The following is a 20774-nucleotide window of genomic DNA, read 5'->3' on the forward strand; positions in this document are numbered from 1 at the left end:
GCTGATGGCCACGGCGGCGGTCGCGGACCCGGCGGGCGCGGACCCGGGCCCCGGCCCGCGCGGTCCGGCCGTGCCCTCCGACGTCCTGCGCGCCGCCCTGGAGCTGTACCTGGACCTGCACGCCCATCCCGAGCTGTCCGGTGCGGAGTCGCGCACCGCGGCCCGGTTCGCCGACGCCCTGGAGCGTGCGGGCTGCACGGTGACGCGGGGGGTGGGCGGGCACGGCGTGGTCGGCGTCCTGACGTCCGCCCCTTCCGGGGACGGGGACGGGAACGGGGACGGACGCCCGCCCGGCCCCACCGTGCTGCTGCGCGCCGAGCTGGACGCGCTCCCCGTCACCGAGAACACCGGCCTCGCCTACGCCAGTTCGGTGCCCGGAGTGATGCACGCCTGCGGCCACGACCTGCATCTCGCGGCGCTGTACGGCGCCGTGGCGATGCTCGCCGCCCGCCGCGAACGCTGGCGCGGCACCGTGCTCGTCGTCGGCCAGCCGGCCGAGGAGACCCTGGACGGCGCCCGGGCCATGCTGGAGGACGGCCTCTACGCACGCTTCGGCGTCCCCGACGTCGTGCTCGCCCAGCACACCGCGCCGCTGCCTGCGGGCACGGTCGCCCACGGCGACGGACCGGTGCTGGCGGGCAGCACCGCACTGGACGTCCGCATCCACGGCCGCGGCGGGCACGGGGGCGCGCCGCAGCTGACCGTCGACCCGGTGGTCACCGCCGCCGCGGCCGTACTGCGCCTGCAGACCGTGGTGTCGCGGGAGGCCGCGCCCGCCGAGCAGGCCGTGCTGACCGTCGGCGCGCTGCACGCGGGCGAACGGGCCAACGTCGTTCCCGAGTCGGCCGCCCTGTCGGTCGGCCTGCGCGCCTTCTCCCCGGGCGCGCTGGCGCGGATGGAGACGGCCGTCGAACGGATCGTGCGCGGCGAGTGCGCGGCGGGCGGCTGCCCGCGCGAACCGGAGTTCGCCGTCGCCGCGCGCTCACCCGTCCTGCAGCCCGACGCGGACCTGACGACCACCCTGCGGGGTGGCCATGCGCGTCTGTTGGGGACGGAGCGGGTACTCCCGTGGCAGGCTGGAACCGCGGCCGAGGACTTTGCCTGGTTCGGGGCCGCGGGCGCGGACGTGCACGGCGCTGCCGGAGTGCGTACCGCGTACTGGATGCTGGGGGTGACCGGGGCCCGCACATGGCGGGCCGCCGCGCGAGCGCATGCCGACGGTGCGTACGGCATGCGTGGCGAAGCGCGCGGCGTTCCGGCCAATCACGCACCGGAGTTCGCGCCGGACGTGCGTGTCGCGCTGCCCACGGGCATCGCGGCGATGTGCGACGGCGCCGAAGCGATTCTGGACGTTCCGGAGGGGGAAACGTGCCGATGACGAGTGTGACCAGGGCCGACAGCAGTACGGTCCTCAGCTGCGCCTTCATGGACATCGTGGTGGTGCGCCGGGAGCCCTGTGCTCCCGGCGGAGAGACCACGGTCGTCCGGCTTCTGGGACTGCTGCCGCCCCACTGGAGTTGCCTGCCGGAGGTCGAACGGGACCGTGTGGTGCTGCACGTGATGCTGGGCAGCACCGACGGCTGTGACGCCGTCCGCACCGAGGTGGAGGAGGTGATGGCGGACCCGGCCATGCGTGGCTGGTTCGCCGAGACCTGACCCGGGGCGCGCGGCCGCGCGCCCCCGTGGAGGACCGGGCCCGCCTCGGCGGGCCCGGGATCAGACCCAGCCGTGTTCGCGGGCCAGCAGCGCCGCCTGGGCGCGGCTCGCCGCGCCCAGCACCCGCATCAGGTCGGCCACGTGCCGGCGGTAGGTGCGTACGGAGATCCCCAGCTCCCGCGCACCCGCCTCGTCCTTGCCGACCGACACCATCGAGGCGAGCACCCGGCGCTCCATCTCCGAGAGCGTCGGTGTGCCGTCCGGCTCGCTGATGGCGGTGAGCAGGTCCTCGGCCTGGTCCCAGATCTTCTCGAAGAGCGCGATGATGTTGCACACCAGGCCGCTCTCGTGGGCCAGCAGCGCCCCGCGCGAGGTGTCGCCGGGGTCGACGGGCACCAGGGCGACCCGGCGGTCGTAGACCAGGATGCGTTCGGAGGCGTCGTCGGCGACGCGGATCTGTGCGCCCTTGTGCGCCAGCTCCCGCAGGTAGGCGACGGTCGGCGGGTGGGTGGTCGCCTTGCGCAGCACGACGTTCCGGATGCGCACCCCGCGTCTGAGGCAGCGCATGTCCAGCGGCCGGGCGTGGTCGATGTTGGCCGGGGTGAGTTCGGTGTAGGGCTCGACCGAGAGGATCTCCTCGCGGGCGAAGAACGCCAGGTCGTCGATCCGGCTGCGGATCTGGGCCAGGTCGGTGAGCTGCTCCACTCCCTGCGGGGCGGGCGTACGCGAGCCCATCTCCGCGCGTAGAGCATCGATGACGTAGCGTGACTGGGTCACCCGCATGATCTCCTCGTGGAGTTCGTGCAGGCGGCGGTCCATCAGCCGGGCCATGGCGATGTCGGGATTGGTCGGGGTGTACGCGTGGCGTTCGCCGCTGTCGCGCACCAGGCCGAACTCCCGGAGACGTTCCAGCGCCCGCTTCGCGACGGGCGCGTCGATGTGCATCTTCACGTGGAGGTCGTCCGCGGGGGTGCCGGGATGGCGGAGGAAGTGCCGGTAGATCTCTTCTTCCTCCGCGGAGATGCCGAAGACTGACATCATGTTGGTACCCAAGTCGGCCCCCTGCTGCTCGGATGGCGAACCGGTGGTGTGGCTCGTTGGTCGGGCGAGCACCACGGCGCGCGAGCAGAGCGCCGGGCGGGTCGAGGCCAGCGTATGCCGTGAACAGCCACAGGTGCAGTGCGAGGAGGCAACAGAAGTGGAACCTGTGGACGAACCGTGATCGATGTCCTCGCTCTGCGTGGCGGTACCGGTTCGTAGGGCCACGCGCGGTGCTCAAGTTGCCCGATGGACAACGAAGTTGTCGCAGATTCAACAGTCCCGTCCGCGCGGCGGCGGGCCCGCACCGTGACCGGTACGGGCCCGCGGCGGCCGGCGGAGGGTATGCGGCCCTCGCGCACGGCGGTCAGGCGCGGTAGGCCGTCCAGAACTCGTTCATGCGGTCCACCTGGCCCTGGGTGAACAGGGTCATGCAGGAGTCGTACGTGTAGTCCATGAAGTTGTGGATCGGGTCGGCGCCCCCGCCGCTGCAGGTGTCGCGGCCCGTCGGGCACTCGAACGCGGGGCTGGCCTCGGCCGCGGTGTCCGAGACGTAGTCGCCCTGGCCGCCGCAGCCGCCCTGGAAGGTGTGGTACAGGCCCATCCAGTGGCCGACCTCGTGCGTGCCGGTGTCGCCCTCGTCGTAGTTGGTGGCCGAGCCGCCCGGCAGCGACGCGTCGAGGACGACGACGCCGTCCATCTCCGGCTCGCTCTGGTAGGAGGTCGGGAAGGTGGCCCAGCCGAGCAGGCCGCCGCCCAGGTTGGCGGTGTAGAAGTTCAGCGCGTTCGCGCCGCCCTGGCGGAGGCTGGACTTCATGTTGGCCTCGGCCGCGCTGTCCGGCTGGAGGCCGTTGTACCAGTTGGCGTTGTCCGTGTAGGTCGTGTCGACCAGCTCGAAGCTGTAGGGCGACGCGGTGTTGCCCGAGCCGACACCGCCGAAGGCGTCGTTGAGGACGTCCATCTGGGCGCCGATGTCGCCGGCGGTCAGCTTGCCGGTCGCGCCGTCGTGGACGACGTGGAAGTAGACGGGGATGGTGACGGGGGCGAGCTGGCCGTTCTTGCCCTTCTTCTGCGCGAGCAGACCGTCGGCGCGCATCCGGTCGAGCTTCTTGTCGAGGGCCCGCTCCATCGCGGCGGCCTTCTTCGCGCTCACCGCGTTGGGTTCGTGGGCGGCGTGGTCGTGGCCGTGCGGGCGGGCCACGCGGGCGGCGGCGGGTGCGTTGCCGTGGCCCTCGGCGTGGCTGGGCTCGGAGTTTCCGTGGCCCTCAGCGGTGCGGCACTCCGCGTCGACCGATGCGGCGGTCGTGGAGCGGGCGGCGTCGGCGGCGGCTCCCGTGGGGGCGGAGACGGGCACGAGGGCGAGTGTTCCGGCCACTGCGGCGATACCGATGAGGCGGTTACGGGCGGATGGGGATATTCGTCTGAATCGGCGCAAGGTGCGCTCCTCCCGAGACACCGGCGCGAGGGATCTCCTCGCATCCGCGGCGCACGCTATGGCTGAGTGGCGAAAGTCAGCCAGGCTCGATCCGGCCCAAAGATTCGACGCAGCGTCGCCATCGGTGAGTGTGAGAGGTCTGGACAACTCGCGCCGGTGGGCCCACGCGACCGCCGTGTGACGCAGAACACTGCGGCATGTGCGCGGATTCGTACGGATGTGCGCCCGGCGTGCCGGGGTGGGTCGTCCCGCGTCAAGGGCCGGGAAGGGTCATCGAAATCTGGCTGGAAAGCGTCTTGCCTCGTCGCTTACCGGCAAGGAATGCGCCGGGTACCGGACGCCTGGGAGGCGTGGAGTGCAGGAGTGGGCCGACCGGTGGGGCGTGCGAGGTGCGGGAGGCGGCCGGGAGGGGTGCGACATCCGGGTCGTCCGGGGCGTGCGGGGCGTGCGGGGGCGGGGGTCGCCGGGGGGGTGTCCCGCGCGCCGGGGGTTGCGGCGTGCGTCAGAGGCGGCTCATGGTGCGGTCGACGGTGACCTCGATCAGCACCCGCTCCGGGTTGGGCTTCGGGCGCCGGCCGTAGCGCGCCTCGTACCGCTCCTCGGCGTCGGCGATCAGTGAGGGCTCGGTGCGGACCACCGCCCGGCCCTCCAGGGTGGCCCACCGCCGGCGGTCCACCTGGCACAGGGCGACCCGGCTGCCCTCCGGCCCGGCCGCCCGCACGTTGCGCACCTTCCGGCTCGTCCCGCGCGCGACCACCCGGGCCGTACGCGTGCCGGGGTCGTACGTCACGCTCACCGGGACCACGTGCGGCGTGCCGTCGGGGCGGAAGGTGGTGAGAGTGGAGTAGTGGCGTTCGCGCCAGAAGGCGAGGAACGCCGGGTCGTCCTGGAGGGCCATGCCCCGACCGTAGCGCGGGGCTTCACGGTGGTGGGGGCGGCTCGCGGGTGCCCTCGCGAGCACTGCGCGGACTGCTGCCGATATAGTTGAGTGGAACAGACTCAACTTGTTGTACCGTGGACCGTGCAAGCCATGGGATGTCGAGGAAGAAGGAGGCAGAGACGAGCGTGGACGCCGAGCTGACCAACAGGAGCCGGGACGCGATCAGCGCGGCCAACGACCGGGCCGTCACCGACGGGCACCCCGACATCACCCCGGCCCATCTGCTGCTCGCCCTGCTCGAGGGCGAGGACAACGAGAACATCCAGGACCTGCTCGCCGGGGTCGAGGCGGACCAGGCCGCGCTGCGGGCCGGCGCCGAGCGGGAGCTCGCCGGACTGCCGCGCGTCCAGGGCTCCACCGTCTCCCGTCCGCAGGCCGACCGTGCGCTGCTCGCCGTGATCGCCGACGCCGGGCAGCGGGCCAAGGAGCTGGGCGACGCCTTCATCTCCACCGAGCACCTGCTGATCGGCGTCGCCGCCCGCGGCGGGCGTACCGGCGAGCTGCTCGCGGAGCAGGGCGCCACCGACAAGAAGCTGCTGGCGGCGTTCGAGGAGGTCCGCGGCGGCCGCCGGGTCACCACCCCCGACCCCGAGGGCACGTACAAGGCGCTGGAGAAGTTCGGCACCGACTTCACCGCGGCCGCGCGCGAGGGCCGGCTCGACCCGGTCATCGGCCGCGACCAGGAGATCCGCCGTGTCGTGCAGGTGCTCTCCCGCCGCACCAAGAACAACCCGGTGCTGATCGGCGAGCCCGGCGTCGGCAAGACCGCCGTCGTGGAGGGGCTGGCCCAGCGCATCGTGAAGGGCGACGTCCCGGAGTCGCTGCGGAACAAGCGCCTCGTCGCCCTCGACATCGGCGCCATGCTGGCCGGCGCGAAATACCGCGGCGAGTTCGAGGAGCGGCTGAAGACCGTGCTCGGCGAGATCAAGTCCAGCGACGGGCAGATCATCACCTTCATCGACGAGCTGCACACCGTCGTCGGCGCAGGCGCGGGCGGCGACTCCGCCATGGACGCGGGCAACATGCTCAAGCCGATGCTGGCCCGCGGCGAACTGCGAATGGTCGGCGCCACCACGCTGGACGAGTACCGCGAGCGGATCGAGAAGGACGCCGCGCTGGAGCGCCGGTTCCAGCAGGTGCTGGTCGCCGAGCCCACCGTCGAGGACTCCATCGCGATCCTGCGCGGACTCAAGGGCCGCTACGAGGCGCACCACAAGGTGCAGATCGCGGACGGCGCGCTGGTCGCCGCCGCCACCCTCTCCGACCGCTACATCACCTCCCGCTTCCTCCCCGACAAGGCCATCGACCTCGTCGACGAGGCCGCCTCCCGGCTGCGGATGGAGATCGACTCCTCCCCGGTGGAGATCGACGAGCTCCAGCGCGCGGTGGACCGGCTGCGGATGGAGGAGCTCGCGCTCACCAACGAGACCGACCCCGGCTCGGTGCAGCGCCTGGAGCGCCTGCGCCGCGAGCTCGCCGACAAGGAGGAGGAGCTGCGCGGCCTGACCGCCCGCTGGGAGAAGGAGAAGCAGGGCCTCAACCGGGTCGGTGAGCTGAAGGAACGCCTGGACGAGGCGCGCGGCCGGGCCGAGCGTGCGCAGCGCGACGGCGACTTCGAGGCCGCCTCCCAGCTGCTGTACGGCGAGATCCCGGCGCTGGAGCGCGAGCTGGAGGAGGCCAGCGAGGCCGAGGAGGTCGCCGACAAGCAGGCCGCGGCCGCTCCCAGGGAACTGATGGTCAAGGAGGAGGTCGGCCCGGACGACATCGCGGACGTCGTCGCCTCCTGGACGGGCATCCCGGCCGGCCGGCTGCTGGAGGGCGAGACGCAGAAGCTGCTGCGCATGGAGGACGAGCTGGGCCGCCGCCTGATCGGCCAGACGGAGGCGGTGCGCGCGGTGTCCGACGCCGTACGGCGCAGCCGCGCCGGGGTGGCCGACCCCGACCGGCCCACCGGCTCCTTCCTCTTCCTCGGCCCGACCGGCGTCGGCAAGACCGAGCTGGCCAAGGCGCTCGCCGACTTCCTCTTCGACGACGAGCGGGCGATGGTCCGCATCGACATGAGCGAGTACAGCGAGAAGCACGCGGTGGCCCGGCTGGTCGGCGCCCCGCCCGGCTACGTCGGATACGAGGAGGGCGGCCAGCTCACCGAGGCGGTGCGGCGGAGGCCGTACAGCGTGGTGCTGCTGGACGAGGTCGAGAAGGCGCACCACGAGGCGTTCGACATCCTGCTCCAGGTCCTCGACGACGGCAGGCTCACCGACGGGCAGGGCCGCACGGTCGACTTCCGCAACACCCTCCTCATCCTCACCTCCAACCTCGGCAGCCAGCACCTGACCGACAGCCTGGAGAAGCCCGAGGAGCGGCGGGAGAAGGTGATGGCCGCGGTGCGGTCCGCGTTCCGGCCCGAGTTCCTGAACCGGCTGGACGACGTGGTCGTCTTCTCCGCGCTCGACGGCGCGGAACTGGCCCGGATCGCCGAGCTGCAGATCGGCGCCCTCCAGCGGCGGCTCGCCGACCGGCGGCTCCTGCTGGACGTCACCCCCGCGGCGCTGGCCTGGCTGGCCGAGGAGGGGAACGACCCGGCGTACGGCGCCCGGCCGCTGCGCCGGCTGGTGCAGACGGCGATCGGCGACCAGCTCGCCCGGGAGATCCTGTCCGGAGAGGTACGGGACGGCGGGACCGTGCGCGTGGACCGCGTCGACGGCGGGGACGGCCTCTTCGTCGCGCCCGCCGGCGAATGACCGCCCGCGACCGTCCGCCCGCGCCCCGGCCCGACAACCGGCCGGTGCGGGGACTGCCCCGCGCCGGCCGTGGTACCCGCCGTACGGGTGCCGCCCGCCTCCGGGCCCGTCGGGACCACCCGACGGGCGGCATCCGTCGCGGCCCGCGGTTTGCGTCTCCCGGCCCGTCATGGGGGAGGATGGCCGTATCCATACGAAGGGAAATCCACGGTGAGCATCGACCCGTCCTCGATTCCTAACTTCGGGGGCCAGCAGCCCGACCAGCAGGAGACCGGTCCCACCGGACCCGTCGTCCCCGACCAGGATCTGGTCAAGCAGCTCCTCGACCAGATGGAGCTGAAGTACGTCGTCGATGACGAGGGCGACCTCGCCGCTCCGTGGGAGGAGTTCCGCACGTACTTCATGTTCCGCGGCGAGGCGGAGCAGCAGGTCTTCTCGGTGCGCACGTTCTACGACCGGCCGCACAAGATCGAGGAGAAGGGCGCCGTCCTCGAGTCGATCGACGACTGGAACCGCCGCACCCTGTGGCCCAAGGTCTACAGCCACACGCACGACGACGGCACCGTCCGTCTCATCGGCGAGGCGCAGATGCTGATCGGCACCGGCGTGTCCCTGGAGCACTTCGTCTCCAGCGTCGTCAGCTGGGTGCGCGCCTCGATCGAGTTCGACAAGTGGATGGTGGAGCAGCTCGGGCTGGAGAAGGACGCCGGCTCCGGCGCCGACGGCGAGGACTCCGCCTCCGACTCCTGACCTCCGTCGCACGGCGCCCACGGGCCCGGGCGAGGTGCCCCGGCACCCCGCCCGGGCCCGTCCGCGTCCGTGCGCTCCGAGGTGTCCCGGCAGCGCGGCGGACCCAAAGGACCCCCTTCCCGTCATGCGGAAATCCGCTTCCTCATGGCGGTGCGGGACACCACCCATGGCGCTGTGACCTTTCCGTGACCTACCCTGGCCCGGCTCGTGATCCGAGGAGGACGGACGCGACGAGGCGGAAGATGGGCAGGCATGCAGCGGCCAGAGGGCACGACGGGTCCGGTCGGAACGACGGTGGCGGAACGCCCGCCGGGGACACGCGAGGGCGCGCCGCCCCGCGAGCAGAGATTCCGCGGCGACGTGGAGGGGCTGCGGGCGCTGGCCGTGTGCGTGGTCCTCGCCTACCACGCGGGAGCGACCACGTTCGCCGGGGGCTACGTCGGCGTCGACGTGTTCTTCGTCGTCTCGGGGTATCTGATCACCGGCCTGCTGCTCCGGGAACTCCAGCAGACCGGCAGCATCGCCCTGACACGGTTCTACGCCCGTCGCATGCGGCGCCTGCTTCCGCTGGCCTGCCTGGTGCTGCTCACGGCGGCCGGGGCGGCATGGCTGCTCTTCTCGCCGGTCGAGCGCCAGCAGGTCTTCGAGGACGTCATCGCGTCGGCGCTCTACGCGGTCAACTGGCAGCAGGCGGCAGAGGCGGTCGACTACTCCGCGGTGGGCACCGCCGCGAGCCCCGTCCAGCACTTCTGGTCCCTCTCCGTGGAGGAGCAGTTCTACCTCGTCTGGCCGCTTCTGCTGCTCGCCTGCGGTCTCGGCAGCCGCCGACGCGCGCCCCGGGTCCGTCTGGCACTCGGCCTGGGCTCCGTCGCCGCCGCCTCCTTCGCCTACTCCGTCGTGCTGACGACCACCGAGGCGGGCGTGGCCTACTTCTCCACGCTCACCCGGGGATGGGAGCTCGCGGCCGGGGGACTGCTCGCCCTGGTGCCGGCCGCGCGTCTGCGTGCCCTCCCCCGCCGGGCGCCCGCGGTGCTGGGCTGCGGCGGCCTCGCCGCCGTCCTCACCTCCGTCACCGTCTACGACGACACGACGCCGTTCCCCGGTGTGCCCGTGCTGCTCCCGGTGCTGGGCACCGTCGCCCTCATCGCTGCCGGCACCGCGGGCCCCCACCCGGCCGCCCGGGTCCTGGAACTCCCGCCGGTCCGCTACCTCGGCCGGGTCTCCTACTCCTGGTACCTCTGGCACTGGCCGGCCATCGTCTTCGCGACCGCCTTCTTCTCCGGTCTGCCCACCTCGATCCTCCTGCTCGTGGTGGTGCTCTCGCTGATCCCCGCCGCACTGAGCCACCGTCTGGTGGAGGAGTACTTCCGCCGCGCCCGCGCGTTCGCGCCGAACGGCCGCAGCCTGGCCCTGGGCGGCGGGTGCACGGCGCTCGCCGTCCTCGCCGCGGCGCTCTCCTGGAACAGCGTGCCGCGGGTTCCGCAGGCGGAGCCGCACGAGGTCGCCGGTGCCCGGACGTTGCTGGGCGGTGAGCCGCTGCAGCACACCGCGGACGCCCTGCGCCCGCTGCCGGAGAAGGCCGCCGACGACAAGGGCCGGGCGCACCGGGACGGCTGCCTCGTCGCCCAGCGCGACACCCGGTCCCCCGCGTGCGTCTACGGCGACACCACGGCCGGCACGACCGTCGTGCTCTACGGCGACTCCCACGCCATGCAGTACGCCCCGGCCCTGGAACGCGTCGCCCAGAAGCGGAAGTGGCGGCTGGTCGTGCTCACCAAGTCCGGGTGCACGCCGGCGGACCTCCCCACCTGGAACCCCCGGCTCAAGCGGGAGTACACCGAGTGCGCGGAGTGGCGCGAGCGGACGCTGGAGCGCATCGAGCGGGACGAGAAACCCGCCCTGGTGGTGACCGGAAACCTGGCCACGGTGCGCGCCGTCGCCGACGGCGACCGGCTGGGGGCCGAGGACAGCGCCCGCCGCGTCCGGACGGCCTACGCCGACACCCTGGAGCGCCTGCAGGGGGCGGGAGCGCGCACCGTCGTGGTCGCGGACAACCCGCACCCGCCCGAAGACGTGCCCGCCTGTGTCTCCGCACACCTGGAGGATCTCTCGCAGTGCGTCGTGCCCGAACGCACCGGACTGGACTTCACGCCGGTCAACCGCCAGGCGGCGGGGGACGTCTCGGGCGCACGGCTGGTCGACCCGGGCGAGGCGCTGTGCCGGGACGGTGCCTGCCCCGCGGTGATCGGCAACGCACTCGTCTACCGCAACGGCGCGCACCTGACGGCGACCTACATGGAGACGATGGCCGACTGGCTGGACGGCGAGCTTCCCTCCGTCCGCTGAACCGGCGTGGCCGCCGACCCCGTTCAGGGGCGGGTGATGCGGGCGATGAGGAGGGCGATGTCGTCGTGGTGGTCGGGGTGCCGCAGCGCGCGCAGCAGCCGGTCACAGGTCTCCTGGAGCCCGGCCCCGGGCGTGAGGAGTTCCCGCAGCAGGGCCAGCCGTTCGTCGATGTCCTGGCCGCGAACCTCCACCAGGCCGTCGGTGTAGAGGACCAGTTCGTCGTCCGGGCGCAGCCGGACGGCGGTGCTGTGGAAGGGGACGGTGCCCACGCCGAGCGGGGCGCCGGTGGGCAGGTCGAGGAGCTGCGCGGGCTGCCCGGGGCGGGCCAGCACCGGCGGCAGGTGCCCGGCCGAGGCGAGCCGGCACTCGCCGGTGGCGGGGTCGTACACGGCGTACAGGCAGGTGGCGATCGACTGCTCCAGGCCGGTGCTGCTGCGGTCGACGCTGCGCAGGATGCCGTCCGGCTCCAGGTGGAGGTGGGCGAGCGCGCGGATGGTCGTCCGCACCTGGCCCATGGTCGCGGCGGCGGTGACTCCACTGCCCATCACGTCGCCGACCACCAGCGCCGTCCTGCCGCCCGCCAGCGGGATGACGTCGAACCAGTCCCCGCCCACTTCGCTGGCGGCCCCTGCGGGCTGGTAGCGGTAGGCGATCTCCAGGCCGGGCTGCGGCTCGGGGAGCTGCGGCAGCAGGGAGCGCTGGAGGGTGAGCGCGGTGGCACGCTCCCGCTGGTACCAGCGCGCGTTGTCGATGGAGATCGCCGCCCGGCCGGCCAGTTCGCGCGCCAGCACGATGTCGTCCTCGTCGAAGGGCTCCGGGTTGCCGATGCGCTTGAGGTCGAGCGCGCCGAGCACCGTGCCGCGGGCGATGAGCGGGACGGCCAGGTAGGAGTGCAGCCCGGCGCGGTCGAGGAGCCGCGCCGACTCGGCGTCGCGGGCGATGAGGGCCAGGTCGGCGGGGCGCACCCGGGGCACGCGGACCGGGGCGCCGGTGGCGACGCACCGGGCGACCAGCCGGTCGGTGCCGTAGCGGGCGGCCTCGCCGACCGGGTCGGCGGCGCGGGCGGCCTCGGTCGGGCCCGCCTCGGCCAGCGCGAGCGCCCGGAACACCGGCGGGCCGGACGCCTCCCCGGGCCCGCCGCGGTGCTCCAGGACGTCCTCGAGGATGTCGACGGCGGCCACGTCCGCGAGGCGGGGGACGACCGCGTCGGCGAGTTCGCGGGCGGTCTGCTCCAGGTCCAGGGTGGTGCCGATCCGTGCCGTGGCGTCCGCGATCGTGGTCAGCCGTTCCCGGGCGCGGGCCGCTTCGGTCGCCGCCTCGTGCTGCTGGGTGATGTCGCGCAGCGCGACGGTGAGCCCCAGCACGTCGCCGCCGGCCGACTCGAGCCGGAAGTAGGAGAGGTTCCAGGCGTGCTCGTGGTCCGGGTCGCCTGCCGGGCGGCCCAGGACGGCCTGGTCGCGCAGCGGCGTCCCCGTCCGCAGCACGTCCCGCATCACCGACTCGGCCGTGTCGGGGTCGACGAACGGCAGGATGTGCCGGACGCTGCGGTCGAGGCGGGCGTGCGGCGGGAGGCCGGCGATGTCGCCCAGCGCGGGGTTGACGCTGACGGTGCGCAACCGGGTGTCGAAGACCGCGACCCCGATCGGGGACTGGGCGACCACGCGGGTGGAGAGCGCGACCTCGCGCTCCACCTGGCGCACGGTGCCCTGGTCGGTCGCCAGCCCCAGCGCGTAGGGGTCGCCGCGGTCGTCCGTCAGCCGCATGTTGCGGAACTCCAGCAGGCGCACTCCGCCGTCCCGGTGGCGGATCGGGAACACGCCGGCCCACGCACCGCTGCTTTCCGCCATGACCTCGGCGAAGAGCTTCAGCGCGCGGTCGCGGTACTCCGGGGGGACCAGCGTCCGCACCGCCGGACGCCCGAGCACCTCCGACGCGCGGTAGCCCATCAGCTCCTCGGCCTGCGGGCTCCACAGCACGATGCGCCCGGAGGCGTCGATCACCACGGCGGCGACGGCCAGGACGTCCATCAGTCCGCCGGGAGGCGAAGGGCCGATAGAGGGCCGGTCCTCCTCGCCGACCCCGGTGCGGGACCCGTCGGTGACCATGTACGGCTGCTCCCTCCGGAGGGACCCCGCGGGTGCCGGCCGTGCGGCGGACACCGGGGGAGGGACCGCGGTCCTCTCATCGTCTCTCGCCTCGCCGGGCGCCGCAGCTTCCCGTGGGGCCCGGCCCGGACGCGGCGGAGCCCGGACGCCGGGATCGGCGGCCGGGCTCCGGCACGGTGACGGGCGGTGGCGGACGGTCAGCCGCTCAGCTCCCACACGGCGTGGGCGAGGGCGTCGGCGTTGCGGTCGAGCGCCTCCTCGCTGATGTTCGTCAGGTCGTCGCAGGAGGCGTGGTAGCACGGGTCGAAGGACTCGCCCGCCGTGCCGCCCCACTTGTCGGCCTGTTCCTGGGTCTTCGTCGCGCCCGCTCCGGTGAAGAGGCCGCCGACGGGTATGCCGGCGTTCTGGAACGAGGCGTGGTCGCTGCGCCCGTTCGTCTCGGTCGACGCCTCGGTGGGGATGCTCTTCGCGGAGAACCAGTCGGTGAAGACCTTCTCCAGCGCCGGGTCGGAGTCGTAGACGAAGTAGCCGGGGTTGGGGGAGGCGATCATGTCGGCGTTGAGGTAGCCGTCGATCGTCTCCGCCTGGCCGGCCGCCAGGCCGTCCACGTAGTGCCGGGAGCCGGCCAGGCCGACCTCCTCGGCGCCCCACCAGGCGAAACGCAGGTGCTTGGTGGGCTTCAGGTCGGCCTCGGCCACGGCGAGGGCGACCTCGAGGACGCCGGCGCTGCCCGAACCGTTGTCGCTGATGCCCGACCCGTCGCTCACCGAGTCGATGTGGGCGCCGGCCATCAGCACCTGGTTCGGGTCGCCGCCGGGCCAGTCGGCGATCAGGTTGTAGCCGGTCGCGCCGCCGTGCGTGAACTCCTGCAGGGAGGTCTCGAAACCGGCGGCGTCCAGCTTGGCCTTGACGTAGTCGACGGACGCCTTGTGGCCGGGCTGTCCGTGGGCCCGGTTGCCGCCGTTGTCGTCGGAGATCTGCTGCAGGTCCTTCAGGTCCTGGACGACGGCGCCGACGGGGATGTCGGGGGCCGCGGCGGCTGCGGGCTCCGCCTGGGCCTGGGTGAAGGTGAGGAGGGTCGCGCCGAGGGCCGTGCACGTGGTCACGGCCATGACGCTTCTGCGCTTGAGGGTGCGGATCATGCGGTGCTCCGGTGTGGTGTGGGGAAGCCGCCCGCCGGAGGGTGGGCCCCGGCGGGCGGCGAACCGGTCTGCATGTGTGGGGAGTTGCGAGTGCGGCGTCGCCGCTTACTGGACGTTGACCCCGCTCCAGGCGGCCTCGACCGTGGACACCTCGGTGCTGTCCGCGCCGTAGAGGGCGGTGGCCGCGGCGACCGTCGCCCGGCGGGCGTCGGCGTAGTCCGTGGTGGAGGTCATCTCCTCGGTCAGCGCCTTGAACCAGATGGCCGCCGCCTTGTCGATGCCGATGCCCTCGACGGTGGAGTCGTCGTGCGTCGGGCTGTTGTAGGTGACACCGTTGATCGTCTTCTCGCCGCTGCCCTCGGCCAGCAGGTAGAAGAAGTGGTTGCCGATGCCCGAGCTGTAGTGGACGTCGACGTTCGCGGCGTCCTCGGACCAGTAGTCCAGGGAGCTGCCGTCCTTGCTCGGCTGCGCCATGTAGCGCAGCGGGGAGCCGTCGCCGCGGATGTCGATCTTCTCGCCGACGTGGTAGTCGCCCGGGTCCTCCGGGTTCTGCGCGTGGAACTCCACGGCTGCGGCGAAGATGTCGGAGGTGGCCTCGTTCAGGCCGCCCGACTCGCCCTGGTAGACCAGGCCGGCGGTGGCGGAGGTGACGCCGTGCGTCATCTCGTGCGCCGCCACGTCGATCGACGTGAGCGGGTGCTCGTTGTTCGCGCCGTCGCCGTAGGTCATGCAGAAGCAGGAGTCCTGCCAGAAGGCGTTCTGGTAGGCCTCGCCGTAGTGGACGCGGCTGGTGGCGCCCTCGCCGTCGCCGCGGATGCCGTCGCGGCCGTGCACGTTCTTGTAGTAGTCCCAGGTCAGCGCCGCACCGTAGTGGGCGTCGACGGCCGCGGTCTGCGGGTCGGCGGGAGTGCCGTCGCCCCAGGTGTCGTCGGTGTCGGTGAAGACCTGGTTGCCGTTGTCGGCATCCTGCGTCTCGTGACCGCCGCGCGCGGAGTCGGTCATGGTGAACGACCCGCCGGAACCCTCGGTCCCGATCTCGACCTCGCCGGCGTACATGCTGCTGCCGGTGCCGTTGTGCACGGCCTGCCACTCGTACAGCTTCTCGCCGGTCTTCGCGTCGGTGACGACGTGCAGCTCGTTCGGGGTGCCGTCCTTCTGCTTGCCCCCGAGGACCTTCTCCCAGGCCAGCGTCGGCTTGCCGTCCGCGGCCCAGATCACCTTGCGCGGCGCCTTGCTGCCCTTCGCGTCCGCCTGCGCGGCGGACAGCGACGGCTTCTGGGACTTCGGCGCGTCGGTGGAGGCCACCTTGATCTCGGCCTCGACGGCCTTGGTGACGCCGGTCTTCTCGCCGGTCGCGTTGCGGTGCACGATCAGGTCGCCGCCGAGGACGGGCAGGCCGTCGAAGGTGCGGGCGTAGCGGGTGTGCGTGGAGCCGTCGCGGTTCTTCACCACGTCCTTCACCTCCAGCCCCTGCTTCTCGCCGAGGCCGAGAACCCGAGCGGTCCGCGCCTTGGCGGCGTCGGTGTCGGCCGACTTGACCAGCTCGGTGCGGTCCGAGGGCGACAGCGAGACGGGCATGGCGCCCTTGTCGAAGCCGTCCTTGTCGGGCGCCGCTCCGGCGGTGCCGGCGGTCACGCCCGCGGCGACCAGCGCCGCGGTGGCGGCGAGGGCGGATATCCGGTGCTTCTTCGTGGTGAGTCTCACCCGGTAACTCCTTCTGCGTGGGGACCGGGAGACGAGGTGAACTCCCGGGCAGAATCGGTTGCACGTCATTCGAACGAGTGACGTAGAACGGCACCCTGCCACGAGAGTCGGGTTCATGTCACCGGTGCGCCAGCAATGGCCTTTTCGTTTGCAGGCGTTCGACGCGTCCGCTATCCGGAGAGGTGGTGTGGACCCATGACGAGATCCCCACGTCAGAGGGCATGTCACGACGCCGCCGGACAAGTGCCCGGCGAGCAGGGGTTTTTCTTCCGGAGAACGTGAAGAATCGGTGTGCCTTCTTCGTCCTTGACCGAAAGCCCGTTCCCGAAGAGTGTGTGCGGCGCGGGCCGCACGGCCTTCGGCTCACTCGCCGAAGGCACGTCCCGTTGCGATTGCCACGACGGGAAAATCTTCAACTACCGCCCTGTCGGTTGTCGTCCGCGTTCCGGGAAACCGTCCGGAATGCCGCCCTATCCGCAGCTCTGCGGCATGGGGAAACCCCTTGCACCGGGCTCCCGGGGAATGGTCTCGCCGTCCGGGGGAAGACGCCTCAGCCCGCGCCCTTGAGCCGCCGGGCCGCCTCGGCGAGCACGTCGTGCCGCTTGCAGAAAGCGAAGCGGACGTAGGGCGCCCCCGCGGCCTGGTGGTCGTAGAAGACCTGGGTGGGCACCGCGACCACGCCGCAACGTTCGGGTAGGCCGAGGCAGAAGTCGAGTCCGCTCTCCGCGCCCAGCGGACGGATGTCGGCGGTCACGAAGTACGTGCCGGCCGGCCGGAAGACGCCGAAGCCCGCTTCGGCCAGCCCCTGCGACAGCAGGTCGCGCTTCTCCCGCAGGTCCTCGCGGAGCGCGGTGTAGTACGCGTCCGGCAGCGCCAGCGCCTCGGCCACCGCGTACTGGAACGGCCCGGCGGAGACGAACGTGAGGTACTGCTTCGCCGAACGCACCGCCGTGACCAGCTCGGCGGACCCGGTGACCCAGCCGACCTTCCAGCCGGTGAAGGAGAACGTCTTGCCCGCCGAGGAGATGGTGACCGTGCGGTCCCGCATGCCGGGGAAGGAGGCCAGCGGCAGGTGCTCGCCGTCGAAGACCAGGTGCTCGTACACCTCATCGGTGACGGCGAGCAGGTCGCGTTCGCGGCACAGTTCGGCGATCGCGGCCAGCTCCTCGCGGCGCAACACGGTGCCGGTGGGGTTGTGCGGGCTGTTGAGCAGCAGCAGCCGGGTGCGGTCGGTGACGGCGTCGCGCAGCTCGTCCAGGTCGAGGTGGTAGGCGCCGTCCTCTCCGGGGCGCAGGGTGACCGGCACCCGCGTGCCGCCGGCCATCGCGATGCTCGCCGCGTACGAGTCGTAGTAGGGCTCCAGCGCGATCACCTCGTCGCCGGGCTCGACCAGGCCCAGCAGCGAGGCCGCGATCGCCTCGGTGGCCCCGGCGGTGACCAGCACCTCGCGGTCCGGGTCGCAGGTGACGCCCAGGTGGCCGTAGAACCGTTCCTGGTGGGCGGCGACCGCCTGCCGGAGCTCCGGTACGCCCGGCCCCGGCGGGTACTGGTTGCCGCGGCCTTCCCGCAGCGCCCGTACGGCGGCTTCACGCACCTCCTCCGGGCCGTCGGCGTCCGGGAAGCCCTGGCCCAGGTTGAGCGCGCCGGTGCGCACGGCGAGGGCCGACATCTCGGCGAAGATCGTGGTCCCGAACTCGGCGAGGCGGCGGTTGAGCAGCGGGCGTCGGTCAGCGGTCATGGGCGCCATCCTCGGGTACGCCCCCCGCATCCTCAACCTCGTCGTACCACCGGGAAGCTCTGGTCTTCCTCAACTCCGGTGTGAGCGGGGCCGGCGGCGGCGATACCTCTGCCAAGCAAGGCGTCGCCGGTACAGGGGGCCGGCGACGCCGGACAGTACAGCAAGAACGGGGGATCTCATGAGCATCGTCATAGGCATCGTCGTGCTCGCCGTGATCGCGGCGATCATCGCCGTGCTGGCGAGCACGGCAGGGAAGTCCCGCCCGAAGCGGCGCACGCGGAGCACCTGGGGCAGCGGCGCCTGGGTCGGCCCGGGCGGCGGCGACGGCGGAGGCGGATTCTTCGACGGAGGAGGCGGCGGCGACGGCGGTGGCGGCGGTGGTGGCGACGGCGGCGGAGGCTGCTGAAGCCGGCGGAGGCCGCCCGCTTCGGTGCGGAGGAGAGGCCGGGGCCGGGGGCCGTCCGTCCGGACGTCCGGCCGGGACCGCCCGTCCGGACGCCCGGCCGGGACCGTCCGGCCGGGACCGGACGCGTCCGCGGCGGGAGGCCGCGCGGTGACACGCGCGTGAGGGCACCGTGACCGCGCGGTGTCCTTGAGGATTGAACAGGTGAGCGCTCCCGCCCCCACGCGGATGGAAACCGGCCACGGAAGGGCAAAAACGCTGTAGGTATGGCGAGTTCCGTGATTCGGTGAAGGCTCCACCCCCCTCCACCACCACCGACTGCGTCTTGCGGAGCCGACCCATGCTCACCACTCTCAAGACCGCGTACAGCGATACCCGCGCCGGCGACCTCGCCTGGGCGCTCGGTCGTGAACCGCTTCCCGCGCTGGCCACGCTGGATCTCGAACTCGTCGACGCACACGTGCAGTTGCGGCTGCTGGGCGCGTCGCACCAGGTCATCCTCGAGGACGGCCGGGGCTCCTGCTCCGAGACCGTCGCCTGCATGCCCGGCAGCACCGCACCGCTGCCGCTGGGCGTCTCCAGGCAACTCGGCGAATGGGACTACGAGTTCGCCTCCCGCGTGGAGACCCTGTCGACCGGCTCGTTCGTCGGCAGGGCGCAGGAGCTGATCGCGCTCGTCGCGGAACACCCGCACGGACTCGCGGGCACCTATCCGGGCAGCCCGCACGCCTTCACCGCGCTGCTGGTGCAGCGGCACGAGGATCAGGTGCACTGGCGCACCTGGCACTCGTACCCGCAGGAGGGCAGGCTCGTCTCGACCCGCACCCGGGTGGCGCTCGGCGTCCTGCAGGCGGGCGGGACCCCGGAACGGCGCGCGGACCGGAACACCCGCGGGGACGGCCGTCGGTCGTCCGGCGGGGCAGGCCGGGAGGGAGCGCTGCTCTGACGGGGCTCGCGCCCGCGCCCGCCCGGCGTGAACGGGGTTGCGCGCACGGTTGCGCACGCCCAGGTCACGCTTGTGGGTGACAGGCGGGGCATATCCCGTCACGTAGCGTGCGTGCCATGATCGACCAGTACGTCCCCTCCGCACGGCTGCCCGTACCGGCCGCAGTCGGCCGGGCGGTCGTGCTGGTCTGCGTCTTCGTCTGCGCGGCCTGCGGGCTCGTCTACGAGCTCGAACTCGTCGCGCTGGCCGCCTCCCTCATCGGGGATCCGGTGACCCAGGCGTCGGTGGTGCTGGCCGTGATGGTCTTCGCCATGGGCGTCGGCTCGCTGCTGGCCAAACGGCTCCGCTGCCGCGCGGCCGTCGGCTTCGGGCTGGTGGAGGGCCTGTTGGCGTTGGTCGGCGGCGGCTCCGCGATGGCGCTCTACGCGAGCTTCGCCTGGTTCGGTGCCACCCGGGCCATGCTGGTGGCCCTCGCCGTCGCCATCGGAGTGCTGATCGGCGCCGAGATGCCGCTGCTGATGACCCTGATCCAGCGCATCCGGCGCCAGGACCCGGGCGGCGCCGTCGCCGACCTGTTCGCCGCGGACTACGTGGGTGCGCTCGTGGGTGGGCTCGCCTTTCCCTTCCTCCTGCTGCCGTTCTTCGGACAGCTGACCGGCGCACTGCTCACCGGGGTGGTCAACGCGGTGGCCGGCGGCGTGGTGGTGCTCTGGCTCTTCCGGCACGACCTGGGCCGCCGTGCCCGCTGCGGGCTGCTGGTCCTCAACGGCGCGGTGTGCGCGCTGCTCGCCCTCGCCGCCCAGCTCGTCTCCCCCTTCGAGCACGCCGCCCGGCAGGCGCTCTACGGCGCGGACGTCCGGGTCTCCGTCGACGCGGACGGCCGGCAGCTCGTGCTCACCGGGCAGCCGCTGCCCGGCAGCCGCCGCAGCGGCGGCGAGCACCTGCTGCGGTTCTTCGTCGACGGCCGGCTGCGGGTCTCCTCGGCCGACGAGGAGCGCTACCACGAGGCGCTGGTGCACCCGGCGTTCGCCTCCGGTCCGCGCAGCCGGGTGCTGCTGCTCGGCGGCGGCGACGGCCTGGCGCTGCGGGAGATCCTCGGCTACCGCCAGGTCCGGTCGGTCACGGTCCTGGCGCAGGAGCCGGGAGTGGTGGACCTGGCCCGCACCGATCCGGTGCTGGCCCGGATGAACGGCCGCGCCTTCGCCGACCCCCGTGTGCGGGTCGTCGCCGCCGACGCCTTCCACCGTCTGCGGGCCCGCGATCCGGGCGCGCGACCGTACGACGTGATCGTCTCCGACCTGCCCGGCCCGCAGGGGCCGGACGCCCGCCGGCTCTACTCCCAGGAGTTCTACGGCCTGCTGGCCCGTGCCCTCGCACCGACGGGCCGCCTCGCCGTGCACGCCGGACCGCCGGACCTGAGCCCCCGCGACTTCTGGACGGTCGAGGCGACGCTGCGGGCGGCGGGCCTGGCCACCACGCCGTATGCCGTGGGCGGGCGGGTCTCCGGGCACGCCACGGCCTCCGCGCGCCCGGCCCTCCCCTTTCCCGGCGACGGGAACGGAGAGCCCGGGCGCGTCTCGGACCAGTGGGGATTCGTGCTCGCCGCGCCCGGGACGACGCCGCCCGCCGTGCGGACGGCGCCCCCACCGGAACGGCCCGCGCTCAGCGCGCTGACCGGACGCTCGCTGTCCTCCGCGGTGAGCCGTGCGGGGGCCCGGCGCATGGCCGGGCTGCCCTCCTCCACGCTGATGCACCCGCGCTACGACGAGTGAGCACGCGTCGCCCCGCCGGACGGGGGTGGCGGGACGGGGCGCGCCGGGTGCCCCGGGG

General features: G+C 73.0%; 15 protein-coding genes. 8 read left to right on the forward strand and 7 right to left on the reverse strand.

Annotated elements, in window-relative coordinates; translation table 11 throughout:
• The first annotated feature begins 4 nt into the window (after positions 1-4).
• Both RM572_RS12970 and RM572_RS12975 read left to right on the forward strand, forming a co-directional pair.
• A complete protein-coding gene (locus tag RM572_RS12970) occupies positions 5-1378 on the forward strand; it encodes an amidohydrolase (protein ID WP_394813603.1) in 1374 nt (457 codons plus the stop codon).
• The gene (locus RM572_RS12975) at positions 1375-1656 is read left to right on the forward strand and encodes a hypothetical protein (RefSeq protein WP_311673475.1); all 282 of its coding nucleotides are present in this window, start codon (positions 1375-1377) and stop codon (positions 1654-1656) included. The genes RM572_RS12970 and RM572_RS12975 overlap by 4 nt, the downstream gene beginning before the upstream one ends.
• A 60-nt stretch (positions 1657-1716) precedes the next feature.
• Here the strand turns inward: RM572_RS12975 and RM572_RS12980 are convergent, their stop codons facing one another.
• The 3 genes from RM572_RS12980 to RM572_RS12990 all read right to left on the reverse strand — a co-directional run bounded on the left by RM572_RS12980 (position 1717) and on the right by RM572_RS12990 (position 5027).
• A complete protein-coding gene (locus RM572_RS12980) occupies positions 1717-2694 on the reverse strand; it encodes a helix-turn-helix transcriptional regulator (protein ID WP_037790409.1) in 978 nt (325 codons plus the stop codon).
• Between the two features lie 367 nt (positions 2695-3061).
• Positions 3062-4129 carry a zinc metalloprotease gene (locus tag RM572_RS12985; RefSeq protein ID WP_311673477.1) on the reverse strand — a complete coding sequence of 356 codons (1068 nt, stop codon included), beginning with the start codon at positions 4127-4129 and terminating at the stop codon, positions 3062-3064.
• A 502-nt stretch (positions 4130-4631) separates the two neighbouring features.
• Positions 4632-5027 (reverse strand): pyridoxamine 5'-phosphate oxidase family protein, encoded by a 396-nt coding sequence (locus RM572_RS12990; protein WP_311673478.1) that lies wholly within the window; start codon positions 5025-5027, stop codon positions 4632-4634.
• A 167-nt stretch (positions 5028-5194) separates the two neighbouring features.
• Between RM572_RS12990 and clpB the strand changes: the two genes are divergently transcribed.
• The 3 genes from clpB (at position 5195) to RM572_RS13005 (ending at position 10906) form a co-directional block, all read left to right on the forward strand.
• A complete protein-coding gene (gene clpB / locus RM572_RS12995; RefSeq protein WP_311673480.1) occupies positions 5195-7810 on the forward strand; it encodes an ATP-dependent chaperone ClpB in 2616 nt (871 codons plus the stop codon).
• Between the two features lie 210 nt (positions 7811-8020).
• Complete coding sequence (locus RM572_RS13000; protein WP_311673481.1) at positions 8021-8560, forward strand: type III secretion system chaperone family protein; 540 nt, start codon at positions 8021-8023, stop codon at positions 8558-8560.
• Between the two features lie 252 nt (positions 8561-8812).
• The gene (locus tag RM572_RS13005) at positions 8813-10906 is read left to right on the forward strand and encodes an acyltransferase family protein (protein WP_311673482.1); all 2094 of its coding nucleotides are present in this window, start codon (positions 8813-8815) and stop codon (positions 10904-10906) included.
• A gap of 23 nt (positions 10907-10929) precedes the next feature.
• Here RM572_RS13005 and RM572_RS13010 read toward each other — a convergent pair whose 3' ends face one another.
• The 4 genes from RM572_RS13010 to RM572_RS13025 form a co-directional block, all read right to left on the reverse strand.
• Positions 10930-13011, reverse strand: coding sequence for a SpoIIE family protein phosphatase (locus tag RM572_RS13010; protein WP_311673483.1), 2082 nt, complete (start codon positions 13009-13011; stop codon positions 10930-10932).
• 197 nt (positions 13012-13208) lie between these two features.
• Entirely contained in the window at positions 13209-14153 is a 945-nt protein-coding gene (locus RM572_RS13015; protein ID WP_311673485.1) for a M28 family metallopeptidase, read from the reverse strand.
• Positions 14154-14258: 105 nt separating this feature from the next.
• A complete protein-coding gene (locus tag RM572_RS13020) occupies positions 14259-15857 on the reverse strand; it encodes a M4 family metallopeptidase (RefSeq protein ID WP_311673486.1) in 1599 nt (532 codons plus the stop codon).
• Positions 15858-16407: 550 nt separating this feature from the next.
• A complete protein-coding gene (locus RM572_RS13025; RefSeq protein WP_311673487.1) occupies positions 16408-17604 on the reverse strand; it encodes a pyridoxal phosphate-dependent aminotransferase in 1197 nt (398 codons plus the stop codon).
• 169 nt (positions 17605-17773) lie between these two features.
• Between RM572_RS13025 and RM572_RS13030 the strand changes: the two genes are divergently transcribed.
• The 3 genes from RM572_RS13030 (at position 17774) to RM572_RS13040 (ending at position 20716) form a co-directional block, all read left to right on the forward strand.
• Positions 17774-18001, forward strand: coding sequence for a hypothetical protein (locus RM572_RS13030; RefSeq protein ID WP_311673488.1), 228 nt, complete (start codon positions 17774-17776; stop codon positions 17999-18001).
• A gap of 337 nt (positions 18002-18338) precedes the next feature.
• Positions 18339-18944: a DUF2617 family protein gene (locus tag RM572_RS13035; protein WP_311673489.1), complete on the forward strand. Its 606-nt coding sequence runs from the start codon at positions 18339-18341 to the stop codon at positions 18942-18944.
• Positions 18945-19060: 116 nt separating this feature from the next.
• Positions 19061-20716, forward strand: coding sequence for a polyamine aminopropyltransferase (locus RM572_RS13040; RefSeq protein WP_311673490.1), 1656 nt, complete (start codon positions 19061-19063; stop codon positions 20714-20716).
• Positions 20717-20774 lie beyond the last annotated feature (58 nt).

This window comes from Streptomyces hazeniae (assembly GCF_031845485.1).
In the GTDB taxonomy this organism is placed as follows: domain Bacteria; phylum Actinomycetota; class Actinomycetes; order Streptomycetales; family Streptomycetaceae; genus Streptomyces; species Streptomyces hazeniae.